Source organism: Neorhizobium tunisiense (genome assembly GCF_039631515.1).
GTDB lineage: Bacteria > Pseudomonadota > Alphaproteobacteria > Rhizobiales > Rhizobiaceae > Neorhizobium.
In genome coordinates this window covers 407,715-432,330 of record NZ_JBDIUU010000001.1, presented here as the reverse complement: position 1 = coordinate 432,330, position 24,616 = coordinate 407,715, and the positions used below count along the sequence as shown (strand labels likewise).

Sequence of the window (24,616 nt, the reverse complement as noted above, 5' to 3'; positions counted from 1 at the left end):
CAATGCAAGGTCGCACCCCGGCCTATTTCCCGTTGAGGTAAACGATGCCCGTAACTGAATTTGACGATTCAGAACACTATGGCCTGTTTCTGACGAACCCGAACCGGCTGGACTCCACCACGGTTATGCGGGTCCGAATGTCAGAACTGACCTTGGCTGCCCTGAGGGCGGCCGGCGTCCTTGATAATATGGTCGATGGAACGAGCGCGCCAGCGACCGATAAGCTGTGGCTCGACAAGAACTTTGATCCTGCCGTTCTGAAGGAATGGGACGCAACCGGCGCCTCCTGGGTGCCGATGACGTTCGATCGCCTGTTCGGCCGCGCGGCTGTCGGACTTCTTACCGTGACAGGCGGCACGGGGAACGCGGTTGTCGTGTCTGAGCCGTCTGGCTTCAAGGCCGATCGGCTCTATCTCATCACCCCGACTGCCAACAATACGACCGCGGTAACTATCCAAGTCGCGGGCGTCGGAACCTATGCAGCAAAGTATGGTGACGGTTCGGATCTGCTGTCTGGCGAGTTCGCAACGGGGCGGCAAAGCGTCCTGCTCTTCGATGGCGTCAAGTTCGTGGTCGTGTTCTCGATCGCGGGCCTGAACGCCTACGTCGCCGCTGCTGCTGCCAGCGCCTCGGCCGCCGCAACGAGTGAGACGAACGCCTTTGGCTTTGCCGGCCTCGCTGCTGGATCAGCAAGCGCGGCTGCAACGAGTGCGTCGAATGCTGCCAGTGCGGCGGCTGCAGTTCTTACCGGCGCGACCTCGGACGATACCTTTGCCGACGCAAACGAGCTTATCTACCTGGACGGCGCGACGGCGAAGAGGGGCACCCTTTTGGGGCTCATTTCCAGCATCTTCACCACGGCGCGGACTATCGCAAGTGCACAGTTCGCAAGCGCGTCTTTTAAGCTCTTCAACGCCGCCGGCACTCCGCGAGCCCTGACCTTCGATACCACGGCGCTGACGGCCGATCGTGCAATCACGATGCCCAACGCGAACGTCAACTTGGGCGATATCATCACGCCTGACATCAAGGCATTCGTGAATTTCAACGGAACAGGTACGCCCGCAATTCGCAGCAGCCGCAATGTCTCGTCCATCACCGATCTCGGAACGGGGTACTTCCGAGTGAATTTCACCGCGTCCATGGCTGACACAAACTACGCCACTTTTATCAGCGTTGGCATGAGCGCCTCTACCGCTGCGCAGGCCGGTAAGACCTTCGCCAAAAATGTCGCATGGGTCGAAATCCTTGTGACGAACAGCTCGGGGCCAACGGTCATCGACATGGACGATATCAGCGTGGAGATCCTGAGATGACTGCGATCGATCAAAGCAAGGCAATCGTTTTCCTCGACCTCGAAGGAAACCAGCATGTTATCTATCTTCCCCGCCCGGAAGATTGCGCGTTGTCGATTGAGGATATCGCCGCCAAGGACGTGCCTGCGGGGCTCGGCTACGAGATCAAGAGCATCGCGGATATTGTCTTCCCGGAAGATCCTCCCCCTGCTGCGCTCGACACGCCGCCGGTGCAAATCGCGTGCGTCCTGCATGCCATCACAGAAGGCGGAGACATTTCGGCGTTTGGGGGGTCTTATCGCTTCGCGGCCATGTGGATGACCGACGTTGGAACGGTTCTCACGATATTCACCCAGCATCTCGGAGACGCCGAGCCTTTCGCCATATCGAACAATGGCGTCAGCATCTCGATTGCCGAGTGGGGCGGAGACTACGCAATCATAGAAATTCGAGACCATGCCGGAGGGTCTCTTATCACGCCCTCGCACTTCGGCTTTTCACTCTACAGTCTTTGAGGTTGGAGAACCATGACAATGAGCAAGCTCGTACTAGAGAAGACCGTCAACGGCGAAACCGTGCTGGTGACACCGACATGCTATTCAGGCGTCGAGGCGATTGCCGCGCACCAACAGCTCAAGAATGAAGTCGGCGGTGCGCCTGGAAAGCCTATTTGGGTCTGGAACACCATTCCCAATATTTCGCAGGTCGTCGGGATGCTGACCACAGGCGCAATCATCTGCCAGACGACGGCAGCACAAACCCAGGTGCTGATCGACGCTTTCAAGGCAAACCCGACCGCCCAGCCCGATGGTCCTGATGGCGTTCTCATCTACGCCGAGTAAGCCTTAGGGCTTCGAGACTACCCAATCCCCACAAGGAAAAAGACATGAACGCCACCGTGCAAGCGGTGCAGCGGCGCTTGATTGCGTTCGGTTATGACCTCGGCCCGGGTGGCGCTGATGGTGATACCGGACGCTTCACGGCGTCGGCTGTTGCCAAGTTCCAGGCCGATAGAAAGCTGGACATCAAGTATCCGGGAACCATCGGTCCGAAGACGCTCAAGGCGCTGGAGATCGATAATCCTCCGTCCGCCTTGGTCCCGCCATGGGTCGATCTGGTCAAGCGCAAGATGGGCCTGCATGAAACCCGCGACAAGAAGGAGCTGAGCGAGTTCCTTAAGAGTGACGGCCACGCCCTGGGCGATCCGGCAAAGCTGCCCTGGTGCGGCGACCTAATGGAAACCATCATCGCCGTATCGCTCCCGAAAGAGCCGATGATTGCCAACCCCTATTGGGCTGCGAACTGGCTGCGCTTCGGCGTCCCGGTCAAGCAGGGGGAATATTACCTCGGCGCCATTGGCGTGAAAGCCCGCACGGGCGGAAATCACGTCTTTACCATCGTCGGCCACGACAAGACGCACGTTCACGCGGCCGGCGGTAATCAGAGCGACAGCATCAGCGTCGTGAAGATCCGCAAGGACCAGATTACCGGGATGCGCTTCCCGGCGACCTACCCGTTCCCAACCCAGCAAATGCCGCTGACCGTGTTCAACGGCAGAATTTCAACCAAAGAGTCCTGAAAGGAAATCCCGTGTTCAACTCGAATACCTTCCACAACATCCTCAATATCGTCATCGCCGTTCTTGGCGCCCTTACCGCCTTCCTGATGGCGACCGGCTGCACCACGCTGCCGACTGGCGCGCTCGAATGCTCCGCCTCCTGGATCAGCCCGACCTATACCACCATTGCCGTGACGGCCCTGGCGGTCCTGAAGACGGTCATCAACGTCTTCCGCGATGGCGTCTCGGGCCTGGCCAAGCCGCAGCCGCCGGTCGAAAAATGACCATCTCCACGTCGCTGACGATCCTCAAGCTCCTGCTCTCCCTCGCTGCGTTCTTTGCGCAGCGGGCGAAGCAGAAGGAAATCGAAACGGCGGTGCTCGCCCAATTGGAGAACCTCCATGGAAAGCGCGTGGATAAGGCGGTCGCTGCTCGTGACGCTGTTCTTGCTGGCAAGCTGCAGCCCGACCCTGACGACCCGAACCGGCGGGACTGACGCGACCGGGACGGAACAGTCGATCGCCGCGGACGTTTGCCGCGCATGGAAGGCAGTGAGCTATTCCAGCCGGGACACTCCGGAGACACAGCTTCAGGTACGCGCGAACAACGAGGCGCGAAAGGCTTACTGCTCTGCTTGAGAACGAGACGACCCGACGCGCTGTTAGAGCATCGCGCCGGATCTGACCACCTGAGATTCGTTGGATCGCAGACGGCTGGATAAACGTTATCCTGCGACTGGTTCCGTATTCATTAAAAAGCATGGCATGGAAGAAAGTTGGATGGCGGGACCAGATGATATGCAATTTCCAAAGAAGTCGCCTACCTGGCACAATTGGAACCTGAACACGATCCTGAACCTGCTGACGCTTGTCGGCATGCTGGCGGGCGGTGTCTATATCTGGGCCAACACGACGCGCGACATCGAAGACCTCATGAAGTGGCGCCTGTCCCATGAGGAATACCACAAGGAGCGCCTGGCAGAGACAAGGGCCATTGCTGCCAGTGTCAACGAGCGGCTTCGCGCCGAGGAAGTCAAGGGCAACGAGGTAGAGCGGAAGATCGATAACCTCACCTATCGCGTCACGGTGGCGGAACAATCGGCGGTCAGCGTCACATCATCCATTAAAGACCTCCAGACCGGCTTCAACAAGCAGGCCTCAGATCTTCAGGTGGTCAAAGAGATATTGCTTCGGATGGAGGCGGTGCAGCAGGGGCGCCCGGGCCGGTAGTCTCTCCTAAGGCTGGGGCATAAGCTCGGCAACGCGCGCGGCCCAGGCGGTCAACGCGGCCCTCTTCTCATCGGCATAGTCATAGCGGTTATAGACGGCGGCAACCCCCTTGATCGATCCCGATCGGTGATTAAGCACGGCCTCGACGACATGAACCGGGACACTCAGGCGGGCCATTCCGCTCGCCGCGGTGCGTCTCAGGTCGTGGAACGTCCAAGGCTCGATCGTCACGGCCTTCGGATCATCGCCGCGCTCTGTGGCCTCCTTCCTGGCTATCTCCAGCATGGCGGCATCCAAGAGCGTCTTGGCCTTGGAGAAGCCAGACACGGGCGTCGTGCCGCTTGTCGTGAACAGGTAGACCGGCTTTGCCTTGTCGTCGTTTGACGGCTTGATGCGGGGCAGGGCTTCGATGATCGAAAGCAGGAAGGCTGGCAGGGGAACGAAATGTTCCTTGCGGTTCTTCGAGCGCTCAGGCGGGATCACCCATAGCTGATTATTGCCGCCTAGCTCAAACTCGATCCATTCAGCGTCTGCTACCTCGCTGCGCCGCTGGCCGGTCAAAAGCAGCATCCTGACCATGGGGCCGAAAGGATAGCCTTGCTTGTCGGCAGCCAGCAGCAGCAGCCTGATTTCATCGTCGGTCAAGATCCGGTCCCTTGTGGTCTCCTGACCTGGGGGCCTTATTTTTTTGTTCATAGGCGACACTTCGATAATGTCGCGCTCGACGGCCCAGCCGAAGAACTTCCGAAGCAGGGCAAGCAGCCGGTTCGCCAGCACGGGCGCCCGATCGGCAGTCTTGTCTATGAACTGGATAATCTCCAGGCGGGTGATAGTCTGCATGTTCCGGCCGCGCCATTTCGGTTTGACCTCTTTCTCGAATAGCCGCTTTCGCTCCCTGACCGTGTTCGGGCGGTTCTCCTTCTCGACGTGACGCTTGATGAATTCGTCAATCGCGTCTTCCACAAGGTCAAGCTTGCGCTCCTTCCTTGCGGCTTTCTCCGCGGCCGGGTCTCGCACCTCAGAGACGGCCCTTAGCGCTTTCCCCCCTTCCTCCCTAGCCTGCGCCAGCGAATAGGCTGGATATGATCCGATCGTGTGTTTCTTCGGCCGGCCGTCAAAGCGGTATCGGATTGCCCAGCTCATCGCCGCCGGCAGTTCCTTCCCGTGGCGTTCGCGCTTCGGCTGAATGATCAGGTAGAGCCCCGGCAAACCGCCGTCAGGGATTTCCTGTCTCGTTGCGGTCGGCTTCATCGCCTCGATTGCTTTTGCGGTCAGAGCTTTTGCCATTGGGGAATTCTCGGGGTAACGCTGGGGTAACAGAATTGGCCGGCAGGCCGTGCAAGGTCGTGACAATGCACGACCGATCATTACCAGCGCAAGCCCTTATGAATCAGGGGCTTCAGCAAAGCTGTTGAAAAGCTATGAAGGGTCGTGAAGGGTCCGATTCACTGCCTTCTAAGCAGCAGGTCGCAGGTTCGAGTCCTGCAGGGGTCGCCACGCTTGCATGTCTCGTCATCGCAGTATCCCAGATCGATATTATCGAGACCGTGCTAGCTGACTGGCCCGCATTCATGGCGGGTGAGAACGTCGCGATATGCGCAGCGGGTGGGCGGAGAGGCGGTAGAGCTATACGTAATGGACCGACAGGAGCAGGCTACAGCCCCCCACCTAGGCGGTTGAGCCGCTGCATCGAAGAATGACCGATCTTATCTTTACCCACAATTAGACTGGCCAAGCTCCATTCTATTATTTCTTACAGGGGTCAAGATAGATCGGTCATATAATAGAATAGGTTCGGGCCAGTCTCCCCCACACCTGTTAAAATCGATTTCACGGCTTTCAGGAAGAGATAGGGCCTCGCCCGAAGTGCTCACTCCCCAAAGCCCCTCGCTCGGAAAGCACATCGTGAAGGATACGGACTATTATTCGGTGAGGTGGTCAACGAATGCGGCGCTCGCCCAGACAAAGCTTCCGCAGGTGGTCAGCCTCGTTCCCGTGCTGGGGTACGCCATTCTGTATGGAGATCAATTCCAGAACCTTGTCATGCAGTTTACGTCGCTCGGGTCTGACGTGTTGTTCACGCCGTTTCAGCGTATCTGCCTCCTCTATGCCGGAGGCCTTTGTGTGTTGGCTGGCTTGATCATCTTCTACGTCTTCTGCCCGTCGATCATACGGCAGTACAAAACTCGCACAGAATATATCCGCCACGTCATGGAAACCTCGGATTACCGGCAGATCGGTGACATGAACCGGGCAATGGTATCGCTGCTAGAGGGGCAACCGAAAGAGGGTGACGAGCTTTACTTTAACGAATTCCCTGCTCAGGCAATCTACAACGCTGTGAGGTTCACACTAGGTTTTAGGTCTCGGTACGAAGTTTTCAGTGGGGCGAAACCGCAAGGCACGGTTTCTCCCGGTTTGGCAGCCTACTTCGAAGCTATGAATAGGACCCGGTGGTTTGCGAGCATTCTCAGCAACGGTTTGATGATCTTTGGTGCGGGGCTGTTCTTACTGCCGAGTGTCGACGTCTTCTTCATGGTGGTTGATCGTGTCCTCTTATCGCCCTTCAGATAGCAATTTGAGGCCATGTCAGGCCACGGCCCCCCCCGCGAGACTACCTGATGCGGTAGACAGACATGGCCACCGGGTATGCATAGACGCCCCGGTAGAAGAACCCTTTGCGATACAAACAACCCCGCAGCCGCACCGCAGGCAGGCTGGCCTCAGCGATCGCTCCGGCCTCTGCTAGGCCGGCTTCGGGGAGGCATCGCGCCAGCGCCCTGTTGTAGGCCTGCATGAGCCGGGGGCTGCTTTCCACAGGCACGGCTCCGTAGAGCCGAAAATCCGACCGGGCTTCAGCCGCCATCGATGTGCAGGCCAGGCCAAGTGCCGCGCCCAATGCGAGCTTTAGGTTCATCTGTTCGCTCTCCGCTTGATAGGATGCCGCGTTGAACGCGATGTCAGGCGATTTGTTCCTGAGCTGTGTGCGCCTATACTCCAAGCCGGCGTATCGCCGGTTGGCGTGGTTCTGCCTTGGGAGGGGAAGATGAAGTGCATCGTTGGGTTTTTCACAACCAAACCTGGCAAGCGTGAGCAATATCTCGAGGCGGCGCGTGATCATCTGGAGAAAAGCCGGCTCGATCCCGATTGTCTTTATATCGAACTGGTGCCGATGCCGGATCATCCCGACAAGATCCTGCTCGCGGAAGCCTTCACCAGTGAGGAAGCTCACCGTCGACATGAGGATACCGATCATATGCGAGCGCTTTGGGCCGTAGGACCAATACTTCTGTCCCACGTCGTCATCGACAATGTCATATCGGCGTCGGTGCAACACATAGACGAGCGTTTTGAGTAACACCTGAAAGGTAGTCCGCCGCGGCCGCCAAAAAAATGGCGGTGCCTGCGAAACCCCATTCTTGCCGCATTGCGGATTCGGAATGGCCGCATTGTTTCGTATGATGGGTGTTGTCAGTCCCGTGGCGTTATGCGGGCGGAAGACAGACCGGCGATAGAGCGGCCATGGCCCCTCGGCAAACGCCTTCAACACATTGAAATGGTTTCATTCGGGCAGTTCGAATTGCCCGGACCCTTTGCTTGTTTTGAGCTTCGAGTGGGATTCATATGATAAGGATATCATCCCGTGGCGTGGTTCTGGCGCTCACGTGTTTTCTGACGGCGGGTCCAGGGTTTGCGCAAGACAAGCCGTTGATCTGGAGCCCGATCCGCAATTCCGATACCAGCTACTCCGTCAAGCTGGGCCTGAAGCTGCCGACCCGGCTCGAAACCGAAGCCGGCGTGTCGATGGGCGTCGATACGTCGGCGAGCGGAACCCCGCTGGATACGCCCATCAAATTCTGGAGCAATTTCACGGCGGAAAAGATCCAGACGCCCGCCTATCAGCTGAACCGCGACGTCGGTGTCGATCTCGACGGCAATACCGGCAGCGCCGGGATCACCATGAATTATTACGAAAAGGAAATCGCCACGTCGACGATCGATATCGAAAGGCGCAGCAGCTACGGCCTGCGGTATGACGGGACCTCGGGAGAATGGCGCGGCCTCGATGCGAGCCAGTCGGTTCGCCTGTCACATAGTCCAAGCCGCACGGCGCTGGTCGGACGGGCAAGCGGCAGCAACGGGTTTCGCACGCTCGCAGCAGGCGTCGCCGTGGAAAAGCGGCTCGGCCGGTACATGACGGTCAGCGGCGCGTTCGATCGGACCTCCGATGCGCCCGGACCTGTCACGAGCGTCAACGCCCGTTATTCCTTCCGCTGGTGAAACGAAAATGGGGCGCCGAAGCGCCCCATGATTGCGTCCCCGTAAGGCCGATCAGTGCAGGATCTGGCTGAGGAAGAGTTTCGTGCGCTCGTGCTGTGGGTTGTCGAAGAATTCCGCCGGCGAGTTCTGCTCGACGATCTGGCCCTGGTCCATGAAGATCACCCGATGGGCGACCTGGCGGGCAAAGCCCATTTCGTGGGTGACGCACAGCATGGTCATGCCTTCTTCGGCAAGGCTCACCATCGTATCCAGCACTTCCTTGACCATTTCCGGATCGAGCGCCGAGGTCGGCTCGTCGAACAGCATGATCTTCGGCTTCATGCACAGCGAGCGGGCGATCGCCACGCGCTGCTGCTGGCCGCCGGAGAGCTGGCCCGGATATTTGTTGGCCTGTTCCGGGATCTTGACGCGGGCGAGATAATGCATGGCGATCTCTTCCGCCTGCTTCTTCGGCATCTTGCGGACCCAGATCGGCGCAAGCGTGCAGTTTTCCAGGATCGTCAGGTGCGGGAAGAGGTTGAAGTGCTGGAACACCATTCCGACTTCGCGGCGCACTTCGTCGATCTTCTTCAGGTCGTTGGTGAGCTCGATGCCGTCGACGATGATGTTGCCGGCCTGATGTTCCTCGAGGCGGTTGATGCAGCGGATCATCGTCGACTTGCCGGAGCCGGACGGACCGGCGATGACGATGCGTTCGCCCTTCATCACCTTCAGGTTAATGTCGCGCAGCACGTGGAAATCGCCGTACCACTTGTTCATGCCGATGATTTCGACGGCAACGTCGGTAGCCGAGACGGTCATTTTCTTGGGTTGGGCATCTGCCATTTTTATCCCCTTTGTTATCGTTTGTGGCCGCTTAACGCGTCAGGTTGGTGTCGAGATGCCGCTCCATGAAGGCGGAGTAGCGCGACATGCCGAAGCAGAACAGCCAGAAGATGAAGCCTGCGAAGATGAGGCCCGTGATCGGTGTGACGGGGCTGATCCAGGTCGTGTCGGTGAAGTTCAGCTGCACGATCCCGAGAAGGTCGAACATGCCGATGATCGACACCAGCGACGTGTCCTTGAAAAGGCCGATGAAGGTGTTGACGATGCCCGGGATGACCAGTTTCAGCGCCTGCGGCATAACGACCAGCCGGATCTTCTGCCAATAGCTGAGACCGAGCGAATCGGCGCCTTCGAACTGTCCTTTCGGGATGGCCTGCAGGCCGCCGCGAACGACTTCCGCCATGTAGGCCGAGGCGAAGATCGCCACGCCGACCAGCGCCCGCAGGAAGTTGTCGATCGTCCAGCCGGTCGGCAGGAAGAGCGGCAGCATGACGTTGGCCATGAACAGCACCGTGATCAGCGGCACGCCACGGATGACCTCGATGAAGGTGACGCAGATGACCCGGATCACGGGCATTGTCGAGCGTCGTCCGAGCGCCAGCAGAATACCGACGGGGAGCGAGACGGCAATGCCCACGAAGGACAGGATCAGCGTCACCATCAGGCCGCCCCAGAGCGGTGTCTCGACCCTCTGGAGCCCGAACACGCCGCCATGCAGCAGGAAGAATGCGACGATCGGCAGGCCGACGAAGAGCAGCAGCGCATTCAGGCCCTTGCGCGGCAGTTTCGGCATCAGGATCGGCACGAGCAGGCCGATGAACAGGATCGCCACCAGCATCGGCCGCCAGCGCTCGTCGATCGGATAGCGCCCGAACATGAATTGCTGGAAGCGGTCGCCGACAAAAGCCCAGCAGGCGCCGCTCCAGCCGTCCGGCTTGATGCCGCCCTGCACGGCGGTGGTGCAGAACGAACGGTCGGTCCCGAACCACGCCGCCTGGACGAACAGCCAGTTGATCATGCCTGGCAGCGTCCAGACCAGGAGGGCAACCGCAAGGATCGTCAGCGCGGCATCTTTCGGCGTGGCCAGAAGATTGGTGCGCACCCAGCCCGAGGCACTCTTGGTGCTGAGCGGGGCAGGCGCCGGGCTAATCATCTCGCTACGGACATAGGCAAGGTTTTTCGTGTTCATGATCTTACCTCTCCACCAGGGCCATTTTGGCGTTGAACCAGTTCATGAACAGCGAGGTGGTGATACTGATGCTGAGATAGACGGCGAGCCAGATCGACACCACTTCGATTGCCTGCCCGGTCTGGTTCATCGTGGTGCCGCCGGTGGCGACCAGTTCCGGGAACCCGACCGCGATGCCGAGCGACGAGTTTTTCGTGAGGTTGAGATATTGGCTGGTGAGCGGCGGGATGATGACGCGCATCGCCTGCGGCACGACGACGAGACGGGTCGTGGTGCTGGGCTGCAATCCGAGTGCTGCCGCCGCTTCGCTTTGTCCCTTGGCCACGGCCCGGATGCCGGCGCGGATCGTCTCGGCGATGAACGAAGCCGTATAGAAGGACAGGGCCAGATAGAGGGCCACGAATTCCGGGGCGATCACAGATCCGCCGGACAGGTTGAAGCGGCCCGCGATCGGGAAATCGAAGGTCAGCGGAGCGCCGGCGGCAAGGAAGGCGAGGACCGGCAGGCCGATGATCAACCCGACCACCGTCCAGATCGTATGGAACTGCTGGCCGGTCCGCATCTGCCGTTGTTTTGCCCAGCGCGCCACGATGAAAGCCGCAACGATGGCAATCAGCAATGCGATGGGGATGACCCACGCGGTATCGCCCCAGACGGGTCTCGGGAAGGCGAGGCCGCGGTTGTTGAGCACCATGCCCAGCGGCAGTTTGAGCGAGTCCCGAACCTGCGGCAGCGACGAAAGCACGCCCTTGTACCAGAAGAAGATGATCAGCAGCACCGGGATGTTGCGGAAGACTTCCACATAGACGGTGCAGAGCTTGGCGATCAGCCAGTTCTTCGAAAGACGTCCGATACCGATGATGAAGCCGATGGCCGTGGCGGTGACGATACCGAAGAACGCCACCAGGATCGTGTTGAGGAAGCCGACGAGGATGGCGCGGCCGTAGGTCGAATCGCTCGAGTACTCGATCAGCGAGGCGCCGATATCGAAACCGGCGCGGCCTTTCAGGAACTGGTACCCGGAAGCGGTACCGGAACGTGCAAGGTTTGCGACGGTGTTGTCGAAAATCGACCAGCCGACACCGATGACGACGACGAGCGTGAGGACCTGGAAAAAAATACCCCGGATCTTGGGGTCGTACACGTAGGATCTGAGAGTACGCGCTTCGGAAGGCGCAATTGCAGCGTGATCTGTCATGCTGGCCTTTTCCCCTGTGACCTCGTTTTTGAGATCTTTTTCTTTTTATGCGTTTTGTTTTTTGCGGGGATAAGGCGGCATCGGCCGCCTTATCCCGTCCTGGTCTGGCCGATTAACGAACCGGCGGAGCGTATTGCAGGCCGCCCTTGGTCCAGAGCGCGTTCAGGCCACGCTGGATCTTGAGGGGGGTGTTCTGGCCGATGTTGCGCTCGAACACTTCGCCGTAATTGCCGACGGCCTTGATGATGTTGTAGGCCCAGTCGTTGGTCAGGCCAAGATCGGTACCGATCTTGGTATCCTTCTCGACGCCCAAGAAGCGGCGGACATCCGGGTTGGTGGAGGACTTGCGGATGTCGTCGACATTGGCCTTGGTGATGCCGAACTCTTCAGCTTGCACCAGTGCGTAATGCGTCCACGAAACGATATCGAACCACTGGTCGTCGCCCTGGCGAACGGCCGGGCCGAGCGGCTCCTTGGAGATGATTTCCGGCAGGATGATGTGTTCATCCGGGTTTGAAAGCGACAGGCGCAGCGAATAGAGGCCGGACTGGTCGGTGGTGTAAACGTCGCAACGGCCTTCCTGATAGGCCTGGTTCACTTCCGGCAGCTTTTCGTAGACGACCGGCTTGTATTCGAGCTTGTTGGCCTTGAAGTAGTCGGCAAGGTTAAGCTCGGTCGTGGTGCCGGACTGAACGCAGACGGCAGCGCCGGAAAGCTCCAGAGCCGACTTCACGTTGAGGCTCTTCGGCACCATGAAGCCCTGGCCGTCGTAGTAGTTGACGGTACGGAAGTTGAAGCCGAGCGCGGTATCGCGGTTGATCGTCCAGGTCGTGTTGCGGAACAGGACGTCGCCTTCGCCCGACTGCAGCGCCGTGAAGCGGGTCTGCGAAGTGGTCGGGGTATATTTCGTCTTCGTTGCGTCATTAAAAATGGCAGCTGCAACGGCTTTGCAGTAGTCAACGTCGAAACCGGACCAGTTGCCCGATGCGTCCGGTGCGGCAAAGCCGGCGAGACCGGTGTTGACGACGCACTGAACGAAACCCTTGGACTTGACGGTATCAAGCGTAGCGGCCGATGCCGCCGATGCGAAGCCAAGGACCGCTGCGCCAATCGCGGCTGACAGAAGCGTCTTTTTCATTTTCCCAACCTTTATCTGTGGTTTTCTGTGACTTGATGGCACCGGGCCGCTCCCCTGTTTTTTCGAATACGGCCGGCCGCCCGCTAACCCTCCCGGTGCAGGCGTTGCTATCTCATTCGCAAAACAACGCAGGGTCAAGTGTCGCCTTTTCGAATTGCGTCCGAAATGAGGTAAATTCGTTAACCCGGCTCAGAAAACGCCCACTTACCCAAAGTTTGGGCAGCGCATGATCAAAAGACGTGCGTTTTCCGCGATGTGGCAGGCAGCCTGATGTATCTGATCCAAGCTCGTTTCGCGGGGTTGACCGAGCCGTGCTCCGGCGGCAAAACTTTGCGCCTCCGTTGCCAATGAAAGCTCTCCCCGACATGAAAAAGACCAACGAGTCCCTGTTCACCGGTGCTGGCCCCAACACGCGTCTCGCCCATATGGGCAACGATCCCTCCGACTACCACGGTTTTGTCAATCCGCCGGTCGTTCACGCTTCGACCGTGTTGTTTCCCGATGCGGCGACGATGGAGAAGCGGGCCCAGAAATACACCTACGGGACCCGGAGCACGCCGACCACGGATGCGCTCTGTGCGGCCTTCGACGAACTGGAAGGCTCGGCCGGCACCATCCTCGTTCCTTCGGGGCTTGCGGCCATCTCGATACCCTTTCTGGCCTATCTCTCGGCCGGTGACCACGCTCTGATCGTCGATTCCGTCTACACACCATGCCGCAATTTCTGCAACACGATGCTGAAGCGCCTGGGCGTCACGGTCGAGTATTACGATCCGGAGATCGGTGCGGGCATCGAGGCGCTGATCAAGCCGAACACCAGGCTGATCCACACCGAAGCGCCAGGCTCCAACACCATGGAGATGCAGGATATCAGGGCGATCGCCGAGGTGGCCCACCGGCATGACTGCGTCGTCACCATGGACAATACCTGGGCGACGCCGCTTTATTTCCGGCCGCTTGATTTCGGCGCGGACGTCTCGATCCATGCGACGACGAAATATCCGTCCGGCCACTCGGACATCATCATGGGCTCGGTTTCGGCCAATGCCAGGCACTGGCCCAAGCTCGAAGAAGCCCGTATCTCCCTCGGGATCTGCGGCTCACCGGATGATTCCTACCAGATCCTGCGCGGCCTGCGCACCATGGGCGTGCGTCTCCAACATCATCAGAAGAGCGCGCTCGATATCGCCACATGGCTGGAGGGCCGCAACGACGTTGCGCGGGTCCTGCACCCGGCGCTGCCGAGCTTTCCTGGCCACGCGATCTGGACGCGCGATTTCAAGGGCGCCAGCGGCGTCTTCTCTTTCGTGCTGAAGGCGCAGGGCGACAAGGCGAAAGCCAAGGCGCATGCTTTCCTGGATGCGCTGTCCTTCTTCGGCCTCGGTTATTCCTGGGGTGGTTACGAGAGCCTCGCCGTGCCGGTCAACCTGTCGGATCGCACCATCCGCAAGGCGCCGCCGGAGGGGCCGGTCATCCGCCTGCAGATCGGCCTCGAAGATGTGGCTGACCTCAAGAAGGATCTGGAAATCGGTTTCGCGGCCGCGGCCGAGATCTGATCACCGCGCCTTGAAGCCGTAAAGCCAGTCGAAATCCGCCGCGAGCGATTGCGGCGGACGCAGCGACAGGACGATATCGCGGCCGAGCCGGATCGGGCCGCGGGCGTGATAGGCGAAACGGTTGAACAGGCCGCGGGCACGCACCTTGGCGATCCGCTGCGTACGTTCGCTCTCGAACTCCGTCAGCGCCTGCGCAAGGGGCAGGGGGCCGGCCACCCGGTTTGCCAGCACGAAGGCATCCTCGATCGCCATCGATGCGCCCTGGGCCGCGAACGGCATCATCGCATGCGCCGCATCGCCGATCAGCACCATGTCGCGGCCATTGTGCCAGCGCCCGGCACCCACCTCGTAAAGCGGCCAGAAGGTCGGCCGGTCGGCCGTTTCGATCAGTTGAACGATGCGCCTGTCCCAGCGATGGAACTGGCCGAGCAGCATGCGCCGCTGGGCGTCGCCGGCTTGCGCGTCCCATGTCTTGCCGGGGCTGATGCCCGACGCGATTGCGACGATATTGAACCCGTCGATCTCCTTGAGCGGATAGGCAACCGCATGGGTCGAGGGGCCGAGAAAGGCGGTGACTTGGCCCGCGTCCAGCCAGTCGGGCCTGGCGCTGCCGGGGATTGTGAAGCGCCAGGCGACATTGCGCGAAAAATCCGGCTCCGGACTGTCCGGTATGGCGGCGCGCAGATTGGACCACACGCCGTCGGCGCCGACGATCAGGGGATAGGTTCTGTCCGTTATCCCAGTCAGCGTCCCGTGCGGATTCTTGCGGACAGGCGTGTCCAGATGGATGCTGCAAAGCGGGTTCCGTTCGACCGCGGCAAGCAATGCCTGTTGAAGCGTGGCGCGATGGAGGACGCCGTAAGGTGAGCCCCAGCGCTCGCGGGCAAAACGCCCGGCCGGCACATGCGCAAGCGGTCTGAGCGAGGTCCCGGAAACGAGGGCGATCCGCTCAGGCTCGGTCCAGACGGCTTCTATCGCGGGCAGGACGCCAAGTTCGGAGAGCACGTGCGATGCATTCGGCGAGACCTGCAGGCCGGCACCGACCTCGATCAGGGCGGCGGCCTCCTCGAAAACGTCGCACGCGACGCCATGGCGGGCAAACGAGAGCGCGGCCGTCAGCCCGGCCATGCCGGCACCGATGATCGCTACTCTTTCAATGGACATGTCGGAATGCCGATCAGGCGGCCTTGACGTGGAAGACGCAGCCCGGCGGATCGGTCTGCTCGGCCTTCAGCGTCGGATTGTAGCGGTAGAGGGTCGAGCAGTAGGAGCAGACTTTCTCGTTGTCGTCGCCCATGTCGATGAAGATGTGCGGATGGTCGAAGGGAACCGAAGCGCCGGTGCACATGAATTCCTTGACGCCGATCTGGATCAAGCGATGCCCGCCATCGTTCTGGAAGTGGGGAATGCTGTGCCCGGCCATGCTGGTCTCCGATACTGAAATGCGGCGTGTCTGATTTGCGCCGGACATTAGCCGCCCGCTTGGCGATTGTGTAGTGGGAAAACCGCCGCAGGCGCGTCGATTTCGTCTTGGTCACGGGTTCAAACGCCGCGGTTCATCCCTTATGTTCCCGGCGTCAATGAGGACTGCCCCGATGAATCTCAACGCGCCTGCCTTTTCCACGTTTTCCCATGACGGTCTCGATCTTGCCTATTTCGACGAGGGCGATCCGTCGGGCGATCCGGTACTGCTCATCCACGGGTTTGCCTCGAGTGCGCTGGTCAACTGGGTACATCCGGGTTGGCTGAAGACGCTTGGCGACGCCGGTTATCGGGTAATCGCCATGGACAATCGCGGGCATGGGGCAAGCGGCAAGCCGCGTGATCCGGAAGCGTATCGGCCATGGGTGATGGCCGACGATTCGATGGCGCTCCTCGATCACTTGAGGATCCCGGAAGCGCATCTTTTCGGTTATTCGATGGGCGCCCGCATCTCGGTCTTTTCCGCGCTCGCCCATCCGCATCGGGTACGTTCCCTGGTCCTTGGAGGTCTCGGTATCGGCATGACCGACGGGGTAGGGGATTGGGACCCGATCGCCGACGCCTTGCTCGCTCCGTCCCTCGATGACGTCGCCCATGCCCGCGGCCGCATGTTCCGCGCCTTTGCCGACCAGACGAAGAGCGACAAGCAAGCCCTGGCCGCCTGTATCCGTGGTTCGCGGGATCTGGTGAGCCGCGCAGACATGGGGCGTATCGACGCGCCGACGCTGATCGGGGTCGGCACCACGGACGACATCGCCGGTTCCGCGCAGGAGCTGGCGGCCTTGATGCCGCATGCGATTGCGCTGGATATCCCCGGCCGCGACCACATGCTTGCTGTCGGCGACCGCGTGTTCAAGAAGGCGGTTCTGGAGTTCTACGCGGAACTCTCCGCAAGGCCGTAGGTTTCCTCATTCTTACGATCAACGGAATGCGGTTTTGCGGCCATTGGTCTTGGCGTAAACTTATTCTATATAGTGCTGCACGAAGCTCTGCCGTAGGCAAACGAGGAGACGGCGATGGCCGCAAGAACTGAAATCCGCCAGGAGCCGGTCGCGACGATGGATCCCATCTGGGATACGCTGCGCCAGGAGGCGCGCGCGGCAACCGAGCAGGACCCGCTACTCGCCGCATTTCTGTATTCTGCCGTGCTCAACCATCGCTCGCTCGAGGAATGCGTCGTGCACCGCATCTGCGAACGCCTCGCCCATGGGGATATTCCGGACGTCCTTCTGCGCCAGACCTTCATGGAAATGCTGGCCGACTGGCCGGAATGGGGCGCCATCATGCGCGTCGACATCCAGGCCGTTTACGACCGCGATCCTGCCTGCCTGCGGTTCATGGAGCCGGTTCTCTATTTCAAGGGCTTTCACGCGATCCAGACGCACCGGCTGGCGCATTGGTTGTTCATGCGCGGCCGCCGCGACTTCGCCCTCTATCTGCAGAGCCGCTCTTCCAGCGTCTTCCAGACGGACATCAACCCGGCAGCTCGCATCGGCAAGGGCATCTTCCTCGACCACGCCACCGGCCTCGTGGTCGGCGAGACTGCCGTCATCGGCGACAACGTCTCGATCCTGCACGGCGTGACGCTCGGCGGCACCGGCAAGGAAGGCGCCGACCGGCATCCGAAGATCGCCAACGGCGTCCTCATCGGCGCCGGCGCCAAGATCCTCGGCAATATCGAGGTTGGGTCGTGCTCGCGCGTCGCCGCCGGCTCGGTGGTCCTGAAGGCCGTACCGCCGAAATCCACCGTCGCCGGCGTGCCGGCGAAGGTGGTCGGGAGTGCCGGGTGTTCGGAGCCGTCGCGCCTGATGGACCAGATTCTTGGTGCCGACGACTGATTCGTCTGCGTTTGCCTGCCGCTTGTCGACGTTTGGGGCGCGCTGAACATCGGCCCCAACGAACATCGAAAAGAGCGGTAAAGGCTATTTCTGGCGGCTTTACTTTCGCCTTCGTCCCATGCCAAAAGCGCCGCAACCGAGAACCGCTGACGGAGAGAAACGTGAAACCGGACGAAATCAAGAAGCTCGACGCCTATTTCAAGCGCGTGATCAATCCGCAGGCGATCGTCAAGGCGCGTCCGCGCAAGAACGATTCGGCCGAAGTTTACCTCGGCGACGAGTTTCTCGGCGTCATCTACATCGATGACGAGGACGGCGACCGTTCCTATAACTTTTCCATGGCGATCCTGGACGTCGATCTTTGATCGATCTCCTCCACGTCGATCTCTGACCGGCGTGATCGCAAGGCTTGAAGGCGGGCTCACGGGCCCGTTTTTGATTCGCGGTGAGCGGTGGCGCCTCGAAAGAAAATGGCTGCGGCGTTTTTGCGCGGCGGTGTGCTATGCGCTGATATATCTTCGCAAAATCAGAAGCCTGAATCGATCCATGCATTTGCATGGATTCCGTTGCAACCAAAGGTGATTTTGCGATGCACAATTCGCCTTGACTTTTATCGGCGGGCCGCCTTCAATCAGCAAATCCGAATAGAACAAAAGGGACAGGCGATGTTCAATTTTGATGAAGCCAACAAGAAGAGCAAGGAAGCGATGGACGGCATGCTGAAGAGCTATTCCGAGATCGCCAAGGGTTTTCAGGCGATTGCGACCGAGACCACCGATTATTCCAAGAAGTCCTTCCAGGACATGGCGGGTTTCGTGGAGGCGCTCGCTTCCACCCGCAGTGTCGAGGCGGTCTTCGAACTCCAGACCAAGTACGTGAAGTCGGCCTACGAAGGCTTTATTGCCGAGTCGGCCAAGATCACCGACATGTATGCCGATCTCGCCAAGACGGCCTACAAACCCTACGAAACGCCGGTCGCCAAGTCGACCGCCGTGGTCGCCGCAAAAAACGCCGCGTAACGCGCATAGCGGCCCCTCCAAGCGACGCCTTCACCACAGAAGGCCGGCGGCGTTCAGCGCTGCCGGCCTTTTTGATTCATGCCAATGCGGAAATTCCCGATTTTCGGCATGTTCGATGATCTCTTTAGCGGAATAGTGATTGCGTGGCCGCAAAGGGGGCTTAAAATCCGCGTTCAATGAACTAAGTTAGGAAGACTGAAGTCCGGCCGTTCGGCCATTCGGACGAACCCGCCGGATGACTGGGGAATGAATGAAGATGATCGCACTGCCGATCTTGATGCAAGCTGAAAAGGGTGGCGACGGAGACAACGCAAATCGCGGCACCTCCGTCATTACCCGCACGAAGCCAAAAACCAAGAAGCCAAATCTCTACCGCGTACTGCTGCTGAATGACGATTATACGCCCATGGAGTTCGTCATCCACATTCTGGAGCGTTTCTTTCAGAAGGACAGGGAAGCGGCAACGCGTATCATGCTCCATGTCCACAATCACGGCGTGGGAGAATGCGGAATATTTACATACGAAGTAGCGGAAACCAAAGTGTCCCAGGTCATGGACTTCGCCCGGCAACACCAGCATCCGCTGCAATGTGTCATGGAAAAGAAGTGAGGAACCCGACGTGCCAACATTTTCGCCTAGTTTAGAAAAGGCGCTGCATCAGGCACTGACCTTTGCCAACGAGCGGCATCACGAATATGCCACGCTCGAGCACCTGCTTTTGGCGTTGATCGACGACGCCGATGCAGCCGCGGTCATGGGAGCTTGTAACGTCAATTTGGAAACACTGCGCAAGACCGTCACCGACTATGTCGATAACGAACTTGCCAACCTGATCACTGGTTATGACGAAGACTCCAAGCCGACCTCCGGCTTCCAGCGCGTCATCCAGCGCGCCGTCATCCACGTCCAGTCCTCCGGCCGCGAGGAAGTGACCGGCGCCAACGTTCTCGTCGCGATCTTCGCGGAACGGGAAAGCCATGCGGCCTTTTTCCTGCAGGAGCAGGAGATGACCCGCTACGACGCGGTAAACTATATTTCTCACGGCATCGGCAAGCGCGCGGGTTCCTCCCAGACCCGCACGCCGCGCGGCGCCGACGACAGCGAGCCGGAAGCCAAGCCCTCTTCCCGCGACCAGGAAGAAGGGTCCGCCAAGAAGCCGCAGGATGCCCTCAAGGCCTATTGCGTCAACCTGAACGAAAAGGCCCGCGACGGCCGGATCGACCCGCTGATCGGCCGCCATGCCGAAGTCAACCGCACCATCCAGGTCCTGTGCCGCCGCTCCAAGAACAACCCGCTCTACGTGGGTGATCCGGGCGTCGGCAAGACGGCGATCGCCGAAGGTCTGGCCAAGCGGATCATCGAAGGCAAAGTGCCGGAGGCTCTCGCCGACGCCACCATCTTCTCGCTCGACATGGGCACGCTCCTGGCCGGTACCCGTTATCGCGGCGACTTCGAAGAACGTCTGAAGCAGGTCGTCAAGGAACTCGAAGAGTATCCGGGTGCGGTTCTGTTCATCGACGAGATCCACACGGTCATCGGTGCCGGTGCCACATCCGGCGGCGCGATGGATGCCTCCAACCTGTTGAAGCCGGCTCTGTCTTCGGGCGCGATCCGCTGCATCGGTTCGACCACCTACAAGGAATACCGCCAGTTCTTCGAAAAGGACCGCGCTCTGGTTCGCCGCTTCCAGAAGATCGACGTCAACGAACCGTCGATCGAGGATGCGATCGAGATCATGAAGGGCCTGAAGCCCTATTTCGAGGACTATCACAAGCTGCGTTATACCAACGAGGCGATCAAGTCGGCTGTCGAGCTGTCGGCCCGCTACATCTCCGACCGCAAGCTTCCGGACAAGGCGATCGACGTGATCGACGAGACCGGTGCGGCCCAGATGCTGCTGCCGGCCTCCAAGCGCCGCAAGCTGATCACCGAGAAGGAGATCGAGGCAACGATCGCCACCATGGCGCGGATTCCGGCCAAGACCGTCTCCAAGGATGACGAGATGGTTCTCGCCAACCTGGAAAAGGAACTGCGTTCGGTCGTCTACGGCCAGGATGCGGCCATCGAAGCCCTGTCGACGGCGATCAAGCTTGCCCGTGCCGGCCTTCGCGAACCGAACAAGCCGATCGGCTCCTACGTCTTTTCCGGCCCGACCGGCGTCGGCAAGACGGAAGTCGCCAAGCAGCTTGCCGCCTCGCTCGGCGTCGAGATACTGCGTTTCGACATGTCGGAATATATGGAACGCCACACGGTCTCGCGGCTGCTCGGCGCACCTCCCGGGTATGTCGGCTTCGACCAGGGCGGTCTCCTGACCGATGGCGTCGATCAGCATCCGCATAGCGTGGTCCTGCTCGACGAAATCGAGAAGGCGCACCCGGATATCTACAATATCCTGCTGCAGGTCATGGACCACGGTTCGCTGACCGACCACAACGGCAAGAAGATCGACTTCCGTAACGTCATCCTGATCATGACGACCAATGCGGGCGCGTCGGAAATGGCCAAGGCCGCCATCGGCTTCGGTTCGTCCAAGCGCACCGGCGAAGACGAAGAGGCGATCAACCGCCTGTTCACGCCGGAATTCCGCAACCGCCTCGATGCGATCATCCAGTTCGCACCGCTGCCGACGGACGTCATCCATCAGGTCGTGCAGAAGTTCGTCATGCAGCTCGAGACGCAGCTCTCGGAACGCAACGTCACTTTCGACCTGCATCAGGACGCGATCGCCTGGCTTGCGGAAAAGGGTTACGACGAGAAGATGGGCGCCCGCCCGCTCTCGCGCGTTATCCAGGAATACATCAAGAAGCCGCTCGCCAACGAGATCCTGTTCGGCAAGCTGCGCAAGGGTGGTGTGGTTCGCGTTACCGTCGGCAAGGGCGAGGATGGCAAGGACAAGCTCATCCTCGACTCGATTTCCGAAGCGACGCCCGTGAAGCCTAAGCCGGAGGCCGAGGTGGAAGAGGCCGCCGAGGAGGCCGAGGCCAAGGTCGTGAAGCCCAAGGCGCCCAAGAAGTCGGCGCCGAAGGACAAGGACGGCGGTCACACACGGGCTCGCGCCATGGTCGATGCGGACGTGATCGCTTCGGAAGACGCGCCCAAGACGCCACGCAAGGGCACCACGGTGCCGCGCGTGCCGAAGACCAAATAGGCTTTCGGATTGAGCTCTTGCGATGCCGGGCTTGTCCCGGCATCGTCGTTTTTGACGACTCGCCTTTGTTTCGCGCATATCCGGAATACCGATGTCTCCAGACAGTGACGACCGCAACGCCCTATCCTGGTTCTTTACCGGCATGCGGGGCCTCCTGTCCCTGCCGGCGCTCATCCTGCTCACCTCGATCGTCGGCTTCAGCGCCTTTGCGCTGGAATCGGGCCTGACGCGCGCGGAGGCCGTGTTCATGTCCTTTGCGATCTGGGCGCTGCCGGCGCAGGTCATCCTGGTCGGCACGATGGCAAGCGGCGCCAACATCGCCGCCTGCTTCCTGGCGGTGACGCTCTCCTCGATCCGCATGACGCCGATGGTCGCCTCGGTTATTCCGGAAATGCGTACAAGGCGCACGCCGATCTGGCTGCTGCTGATCCTTTCGCATTTCATCGCCATCACGTCCTGGGTCTTCGCGATCACCACGCTTCGCAACGTGCCGCGCGAGCATCGGGCGATCTATTTCGCCGGTTTCGGCGTGACGCTGACCCTGACCGGCACGCTGGTCGTTGCGGTCTTCTACGATATCGTCTCAGCCTTTCCGCCGGTCGTCGCGGGCGTACTCTTCTTCCTGACACCGGTCTATTTCAACGCCTCCATATGGGCGAGCGCCCGCCAGCCTGTGGTCAAGATCGCATTCGTCATGGGCGTCGTTCTCGGCCCGACGCTGGCGTTGGTCACCCCGAAATTCGACGTGCTGTGCGCGGGTCTTGGCGGCGGAACGATCGCTTATCTTGTCGATCGGATACGGCGCGAGAGGTTGCGCGCGGGCAAGGGTGACCGGCGATGATTGCGGAATACTGGACCTTTATCGTGATCGTGATCGCCGGCTTCCTGGCGACCGATATCTGGCGTTGGCTGGGCGTCTTCACCGGCAATCGCCTCGACGAGGATTCCGAGGCGCTTTACTGGGTGAGGGCGGTGGCGACCGCGCTGGTCATGGCGGTCACCGCCAAACTGATTGTCTTCCCGAACGGCACGCTCGCCGGCTCGCCGCTCTGGCTGAGGCTGGGGGCGGCCGGCATCGGTTTTGCCGTCTTCCTGGCGACCGGCCGCAAGGTCTGGATCGGGGTTGCGGTGCCGATGGCGCTGCTGGTCGCCGGCCTCTGGTGGGGCGGCTTTTAGAAAGCCTTAATTGCCCAGTTCGCCGATGATCTTCTCGGCGTTTGCCGCCAGCACGTCATTATTCTCCATCTGGCCCGAATGAGGTTTCAGCGGCTGTCCCTCGTAGCGCGGAACGACGTGGAAATGCAGGTGGTAGACCGTCTGGCCGGCGGCCGGCTCGTTGAACTGGATGACGGAGATGCCGTCTGCCTCGAAAGCCTCCTTGGCGGCCTTGGCAAGCTTTTGCACCACCGGGATCACCTTGGAGAGCACTGCGGGATCGGCATCGAGGATATTGCGCGACGGCGCCTTTGGAACGACCAGCAGATGCCCGGGAGACTGCGGCATGACATCCATGAAGGCGAGCGTATCGTCATCCTCGTAGACCCGGTGGCACGGGATTTCGCCGCGAAGAATCTTTCCGAAAATATTGTTGCTGTCGTAAACTTGGCCGCTCATCGCGATGTCCTCTCCTTGTTTTTCGGCCCGATCTATCCGGGCTCTAGTCCTGTTCCTGCTGGCGCTCGCCCTTGCGGAACGGGCTGTGCCCGGCAAGATAATCGGTCATCTGCTCCACGTCTTCGCGCTCGTGCTCCAGATAGTCGGCGATCGCGCGCCTCAGTCCCGCATGGGCGATATAGTGCATCGAATGGGTGGTGACAGGCAGGTAACCGCGCGCCAGCTTGTGTTCCCCTTGCGCGCCCGCTTCGACCCGCTTCAAGCCCTTGGCGAGCGCGAAATCGATCGCCTGATGGTAGCAGACCTCGAAATGCAGGAAGGGGTGGTCCTCGATACAGCCCCAGTGCCGGCCGTAAAGCGCGTCGCCGCCGATGAAGTTGATCGCGCCCGCGACATATTTGCCCTCGCGTTTCGCCATCACCAGCAGGACGTCTTCGGGCATCCGCTCCCCGATCAGCGAATAGAATTTTCGCGTCAGGTAAGGGCGGCCCCATTTGCGGCCGCCGGTATCCATGTAGAACTCGAAGAACTGGTCCCAGATGTCCTCGGTCAGGTCCTTGCCGGTCAGCCAGTCGATGCTGATGCCGTTTTCCAAGGCCGCCCGCCGTTCCTTCTTCAGCGCCTTGCGCTTGCGCGAGGCAAGCGTTTCGAGGAAGGCATCGTGGTTCTCGTAACCTTTATTGATGAAATGGAACTGCTTGTCGGTGCGATGCAGGTAGTCGGCTTCCTCGAAGGCGGCGACCTGGTCTTCCGCGACGAAGGTTACATGTGCCGACGAGATGCCGAGCTGGCGGGTCACCTCCTGGAGACCGGCCGCAAGCGTCAGCTCCATCGAATCCCTGTCGTAACCTTCGCAGACGAGCAAGCGCGGTCCACTCGCCGGCGTGAACGGCACGGTGCATTGCAGTTTCGGATAATAACGCCCGCCGGCCCGCTCGAAAGCATCGGCCCAACCGTGGTCGAAGACATATTCGCCCTGGCTGTGGCTCTTGAGGTAACCGGGAACCGCGCCGATCAGCGTGCCCTTGTCGTCTTCGAGCAGCAGATGATGGCCGAGCCAGCCTGTCTTGGCGGTTGCGGATCCGGATTCTTCGAGCGCAGACAGGAAGGCATGCGACAGGAACGGATTGTAGGGCGTTTCCGAAGAAGAGGACTTGGAGGTGCCCGAAAGGCGCGACCAGCTTGCCGGGCTGATCGCGCAGAACGATTTTTCGATACGGATGGTAAGATTGCCGGTCATACGCT

General features: G+C 60.2%; 29 protein-coding genes. 19 read left to right on the top strand and 10 right to left on the bottom strand.

From position 1 onward, the window contains the following. Positions 1-44 precede the first annotated feature (44 nt). The 7 genes from ABCW43_RS02260 to ABCW43_RS02230 all read left to right on the top strand — a co-directional run bounded on the left by ABCW43_RS02260 (position 45) and on the right by ABCW43_RS02230 (position 4,082). A complete protein-coding gene (locus ABCW43_RS02260) occupies positions 45-1,316 on the top strand; it encodes a hypothetical protein (RefSeq protein ID WP_345921938.1) in 1,272 nt (423 codons plus the stop codon). Then, the gene (locus ABCW43_RS02255; RefSeq protein WP_345921937.1) at positions 1,313-1,810 is read left to right on the top strand and encodes a hypothetical protein; all 498 of its coding nucleotides are present in this window, start codon (positions 1,313-1,315) and stop codon (positions 1,808-1,810) included. The genes ABCW43_RS02260 and ABCW43_RS02255 overlap by 4 nt, the downstream gene beginning before the upstream one ends. Positions 1,811-1,828: 18 nt before the next feature. Further along, on the top strand, positions 1,829-2,137 hold the full coding sequence (locus ABCW43_RS02250; RefSeq protein ID WP_345921936.1) for a hypothetical protein: 309 nt from the start codon (positions 1,829-1,831) through the stop codon (positions 2,135-2,137). A gap of 44 nt (positions 2,138-2,181) precedes the next feature. After that, entirely contained in the window at positions 2,182-2,874 is a 693-nt protein-coding gene (locus ABCW43_RS02245) for an NlpC/P60 family protein (protein ID WP_345921935.1), read from the top strand. 11 nt (positions 2,875-2,885) lie between these two features. Continuing rightward, a complete protein-coding gene (locus ABCW43_RS02240) occupies positions 2,886-3,137 on the top strand; it encodes a hypothetical protein (protein ID WP_345921934.1) in 252 nt (83 codons plus the stop codon). Continuing rightward, positions 3,134-3,349: a hypothetical protein gene (locus ABCW43_RS02235; protein WP_345921558.1), complete on the top strand. Its 216-nt coding sequence runs from the start codon at positions 3,134-3,136 to the stop codon at positions 3,347-3,349. The genes ABCW43_RS02240 and ABCW43_RS02235 overlap by 4 nt, the downstream gene beginning before the upstream one ends. Before the next feature lie 283 nt (positions 3,350-3,632). Then, complete coding sequence (locus ABCW43_RS02230; RefSeq protein WP_345921933.1) at positions 3,633-4,082, top strand: hypothetical protein; 450 nt, start codon at positions 3,633-3,635, stop codon at positions 4,080-4,082. 6 nt (positions 4,083-4,088) lie between these two features. Here ABCW43_RS02230 and ABCW43_RS02225 read toward each other — a convergent pair whose 3' ends face one another. Further along, a complete protein-coding gene (locus tag ABCW43_RS02225) occupies positions 4,089-5,369 on the bottom strand; it encodes a tyrosine-type recombinase/integrase (protein WP_445738913.1) in 1,281 nt (426 codons plus the stop codon). Positions 5,370-5,987: 618 nt separating this feature from the next. Here ABCW43_RS02225 and ABCW43_RS02220 point away from each other — a divergent pair. Then, positions 5,988-6,656 carry a hypothetical protein gene (locus ABCW43_RS02220; protein WP_345921931.1) on the top strand — a complete coding sequence of 223 codons (669 nt, stop codon included), beginning with the start codon at positions 5,988-5,990 and terminating at the stop codon, positions 6,654-6,656. 40 nt (positions 6,657-6,696) lie between these two features. Here ABCW43_RS02220 and ABCW43_RS02215 read toward each other — a convergent pair whose 3' ends face one another. Further along, positions 6,697-6,999, bottom strand: coding sequence for a hypothetical protein (locus tag ABCW43_RS02215; protein WP_345921930.1), 303 nt, complete (start codon positions 6,997-6,999; stop codon positions 6,697-6,699). 129 nt (positions 7,000-7,128) lie between these two features. Between ABCW43_RS02215 and ABCW43_RS02210 the strand changes: the two genes are divergently transcribed. Then, complete coding sequence (locus ABCW43_RS02210; protein WP_345921929.1) at positions 7,129-7,440, top strand: putative quinol monooxygenase; 312 nt, start codon at positions 7,129-7,131, stop codon at positions 7,438-7,440. 350 nt (positions 7,441-7,790) lie between these two features. Continuing rightward, on the top strand, positions 7,791-8,363 hold the full coding sequence (locus ABCW43_RS02205) for a hypothetical protein (protein ID WP_345921928.1): 573 nt from the start codon (positions 7,791-7,793) through the stop codon (positions 8,361-8,363). Positions 8,364-8,414: 51 nt separating this feature from the next. Here the strand turns inward: ABCW43_RS02205 and ABCW43_RS02200 are convergent, their stop codons facing one another. The 4 genes from ABCW43_RS02200 to ABCW43_RS02185 form a co-directional block, all read right to left on the bottom strand. Further along, the gene (locus ABCW43_RS02200) at positions 8,415-9,188 is read right to left on the bottom strand and encodes an amino acid ABC transporter ATP-binding protein (protein WP_038542553.1); all 774 of its coding nucleotides are present in this window, start codon (positions 9,186-9,188) and stop codon (positions 8,415-8,417) included. 31 nt (positions 9,189-9,219) lie between these two features. Then, the gene (locus tag ABCW43_RS02195) at positions 9,220-10,341 is read right to left on the bottom strand and encodes an amino acid ABC transporter permease (protein WP_445738912.1); all 1,122 of its coding nucleotides are present in this window, start codon (positions 10,339-10,341) and stop codon (positions 9,220-9,222) included. Between the two features lie 40 nt (positions 10,342-10,381). Further along, a complete protein-coding gene (locus ABCW43_RS02190) occupies positions 10,382-11,575 on the bottom strand; it encodes an amino acid ABC transporter permease (RefSeq protein ID WP_345921926.1) in 1,194 nt (397 codons plus the stop codon). 112 nt (positions 11,576-11,687) lie between these two features. Then, complete coding sequence (locus ABCW43_RS02185) at positions 11,688-12,713, bottom strand: amino acid ABC transporter substrate-binding protein (protein ID WP_007763138.1); 1,026 nt, start codon at positions 12,711-12,713, stop codon at positions 11,688-11,690. 347 nt (positions 12,714-13,060) lie between these two features. On the opposite strand from ABCW43_RS02185, the gene ABCW43_RS02180 reads away from it, so the two are divergent. Then, positions 13,061-14,269: a cystathionine beta-lyase gene (locus ABCW43_RS02180; protein ID WP_445738886.1), complete on the top strand. Its 1,209-nt coding sequence runs from the start codon at positions 13,061-13,063 to the stop codon at positions 14,267-14,269. On the opposite strand, the gene ABCW43_RS02175 is transcribed toward ABCW43_RS02180, so the two are convergent. Beyond that, complete coding sequence (locus ABCW43_RS02175; RefSeq protein ID WP_345921924.1) at positions 14,270-15,433, bottom strand: FAD-dependent monooxygenase; 1,164 nt, start codon at positions 15,431-15,433, stop codon at positions 14,270-14,272. A 13-nt stretch (positions 15,434-15,446) separates the two neighbouring features. Then, a complete protein-coding gene (locus ABCW43_RS02170) occupies positions 15,447-15,692 on the bottom strand; it encodes a zinc-finger domain-containing protein (protein WP_210009854.1) in 246 nt (81 codons plus the stop codon). A 172-nt stretch (positions 15,693-15,864) separates the two neighbouring features. Here ABCW43_RS02170 and ABCW43_RS02165 point away from each other — a divergent pair, with 172 nt between their 5' ends. The 8 genes from ABCW43_RS02165 (at position 15,865) to ABCW43_RS02130 (ending at position 22,933) form a co-directional block, all read left to right on the top strand. After that, positions 15,865-16,653: an alpha/beta fold hydrolase gene (locus ABCW43_RS02165; RefSeq protein WP_345921923.1), complete on the top strand. Its 789-nt coding sequence runs from the start codon at positions 15,865-15,867 to the stop codon at positions 16,651-16,653. A gap of 114 nt (positions 16,654-16,767) precedes the next feature. Then, positions 16,768-17,589: a serine O-acetyltransferase gene (gene cysE, locus ABCW43_RS02160; RefSeq protein ID WP_345921922.1), complete on the top strand. Its 822-nt coding sequence runs from the start codon at positions 16,768-16,770 to the stop codon at positions 17,587-17,589. A gap of 161 nt (positions 17,590-17,750) precedes the next feature. Then, positions 17,751-17,954, top strand: coding sequence for a DUF3126 family protein (locus tag ABCW43_RS02155; protein WP_037087332.1), 204 nt, complete (start codon positions 17,751-17,753; stop codon positions 17,952-17,954). Between the two features lie 300 nt (positions 17,955-18,254). Next, positions 18,255-18,608, top strand: a complete 354-nt coding sequence (locus ABCW43_RS02150) for a phasin family protein (RefSeq protein WP_345921921.1) — start codon at positions 18,255-18,257, stop codon at positions 18,606-18,608. 256 nt (positions 18,609-18,864) lie between these two features. After that, positions 18,865-19,218: an ATP-dependent Clp protease adapter ClpS gene (gene clpS / locus ABCW43_RS02145; protein WP_007758328.1), complete on the top strand. Its 354-nt coding sequence runs from the start codon at positions 18,865-18,867 to the stop codon at positions 19,216-19,218. A gap of 10 nt (positions 19,219-19,228) precedes the next feature. Then, the gene (gene clpA, locus ABCW43_RS02140) at positions 19,229-21,757 is read left to right on the top strand and encodes an ATP-dependent Clp protease ATP-binding subunit ClpA (protein ID WP_345921920.1); all 2,529 of its coding nucleotides are present in this window, start codon (positions 19,229-19,231) and stop codon (positions 21,755-21,757) included. A gap of 91 nt (positions 21,758-21,848) precedes the next feature. Next, a complete protein-coding gene (locus ABCW43_RS02135; protein WP_345921919.1) occupies positions 21,849-22,598 on the top strand; it encodes an AzlC family ABC transporter permease in 750 nt (249 codons plus the stop codon). Continuing rightward, entirely contained in the window at positions 22,595-22,933 is a 339-nt protein-coding gene (locus tag ABCW43_RS02130; protein ID WP_345921918.1) for a branched-chain amino acid transport AzlD family protein, read from the top strand. Before ABCW43_RS02135 ends, ABCW43_RS02130 begins: the two co-directional genes overlap by 4 nt. A 6-nt stretch (positions 22,934-22,939) precedes the next feature. On the opposite strand, the gene ABCW43_RS02125 is transcribed toward ABCW43_RS02130, so the two are convergent. Together ABCW43_RS02125 and ABCW43_RS02120 are read right to left on the bottom strand one after the other, a co-directional pair. Further along, positions 22,940-23,371: an HIT family protein gene (locus ABCW43_RS02125; RefSeq protein WP_345921917.1), complete on the bottom strand. Its 432-nt coding sequence runs from the start codon at positions 23,369-23,371 to the stop codon at positions 22,940-22,942. A 43-nt stretch (positions 23,372-23,414) separates the two neighbouring features. Further along, positions 23,415-24,611 carry a GNAT family N-acetyltransferase gene (locus ABCW43_RS02120; RefSeq protein ID WP_345921916.1) on the bottom strand — a complete coding sequence of 399 codons (1,197 nt, stop codon included), beginning with the start codon at positions 24,609-24,611 and terminating at the stop codon, positions 23,415-23,417. Positions 24,612-24,616 lie beyond the last annotated feature (5 nt).

Excerpts from the sequence above, each read along its gene's own strand:
- ABCW43_RS02260 (WP_345921938.1), top strand. The coding sequence starts at position 45 with ATGCCCGTAACTGAATTTGACGATTCAGAACACTATGGCCTGTTTCTG.
- ABCW43_RS02255 (WP_345921937.1), top strand. The coding sequence starts at position 1,313 with ATGACTGCGATCGATCAAAGCAAGGCAATCGTTTTCCTCGACCTCGAA.
- ABCW43_RS02250 (WP_345921936.1), top strand. The coding sequence starts at position 1,829 with ATGAGCAAGCTCGTACTAGAGAAGACCGTCAACGGCGAAACCGTGCTG.
- ABCW43_RS02245 (WP_345921935.1), top strand. The coding sequence starts at position 2,182 with ATGAACGCCACCGTGCAAGCGGTGCAGCGGCGCTTGATTGCGTTCGGT.
- ABCW43_RS02235 (WP_345921558.1), top strand. The coding sequence starts at position 3,134 with ATGACCATCTCCACGTCGCTGACGATCCTCAAGCTCCTGCTCTCCCTC.
- ABCW43_RS02230 (WP_345921933.1), top strand. The coding sequence starts at position 3,633 with ATGGCGGGACCAGATGATATGCAATTTCCAAAGAAGTCGCCTACCTGG.
- ABCW43_RS02225 (WP_445738913.1), bottom strand. The coding sequence starts at position 5,369 with ATGGCAAAAGCTCTGACCGCAAAAGCAATCGAGGCGATGAAGCCGACC.
- ABCW43_RS02215 (WP_345921930.1), bottom strand. The coding sequence starts at position 6,999 with ATGAACCTAAAGCTCGCATTGGGCGCGGCACTTGGCCTGGCCTGCACA.
- ABCW43_RS02210 (WP_345921929.1), top strand. The coding sequence starts at position 7,129 with ATGAAGTGCATCGTTGGGTTTTTCACAACCAAACCTGGCAAGCGTGAG.
- ABCW43_RS02200 (WP_038542553.1), bottom strand. The coding sequence starts at position 9,188 with ATGGCAGATGCCCAACCCAAGAAAATGACCGTCTCGGCTACCGACGTT.
- ABCW43_RS02195 (WP_445738912.1), bottom strand. The coding sequence starts at position 10,341 with ATGATTAGCCCGGCGCCTGCCCCGCTCAGCACCAAGAGTGCCTCGGGC.
- ABCW43_RS02190 (WP_345921926.1), bottom strand. The coding sequence starts at position 11,575 with ATGACAGATCACGCTGCAATTGCGCCTTCCGAAGCGCGTACTCTCAGA.
- ABCW43_RS02185 (WP_007763138.1), bottom strand. The coding sequence starts at position 12,713 with ATGAAAAAGACGCTTCTGTCAGCCGCGATTGGCGCAGCGGTCCTTGGC.
- ABCW43_RS02180 (WP_445738886.1), top strand. The coding sequence starts at position 13,061 with ATGAAAGCTCTCCCCGACATGAAAAAGACCAACGAGTCCCTGTTCACC.
- ABCW43_RS02175 (WP_345921924.1), bottom strand. The coding sequence starts at position 15,433 with ATGTCCATTGAAAGAGTAGCGATCATCGGTGCCGGCATGGCCGGGCTG.
- ABCW43_RS02170 (WP_210009854.1), bottom strand. The coding sequence starts at position 15,692 with ATGGCCGGGCACAGCATTCCCCACTTCCAGAACGATGGCGGGCATCGC.
- ABCW43_RS02165 (WP_345921923.1), top strand. The coding sequence starts at position 15,865 with ATGAATCTCAACGCGCCTGCCTTTTCCACGTTTTCCCATGACGGTCTC.
- cysE (WP_345921922.1), top strand. The coding sequence starts at position 16,768 with ATGGCCGCAAGAACTGAAATCCGCCAGGAGCCGGTCGCGACGATGGAT.
- ABCW43_RS02150 (WP_345921921.1), top strand. The coding sequence starts at position 18,255 with ATGTTCAATTTTGATGAAGCCAACAAGAAGAGCAAGGAAGCGATGGAC.
- clpS (WP_007758328.1), top strand. The coding sequence starts at position 18,865 with ATGATCGCACTGCCGATCTTGATGCAAGCTGAAAAGGGTGGCGACGGA.
- ABCW43_RS02135 (WP_345921919.1), top strand. The coding sequence starts at position 21,849 with ATGTCTCCAGACAGTGACGACCGCAACGCCCTATCCTGGTTCTTTACC.
- ABCW43_RS02130 (WP_345921918.1), top strand. The coding sequence starts at position 22,595 with ATGATTGCGGAATACTGGACCTTTATCGTGATCGTGATCGCCGGCTTC.
- ABCW43_RS02125 (WP_345921917.1), bottom strand. The coding sequence starts at position 23,371 with ATGAGCGGCCAAGTTTACGACAGCAACAATATTTTCGGAAAGATTCTT.
- ABCW43_RS02120 (WP_345921916.1), bottom strand. The coding sequence starts at position 24,611 with ATGACCGGCAATCTTACCATCCGTATCGAAAAATCGTTCTGCGCGATC.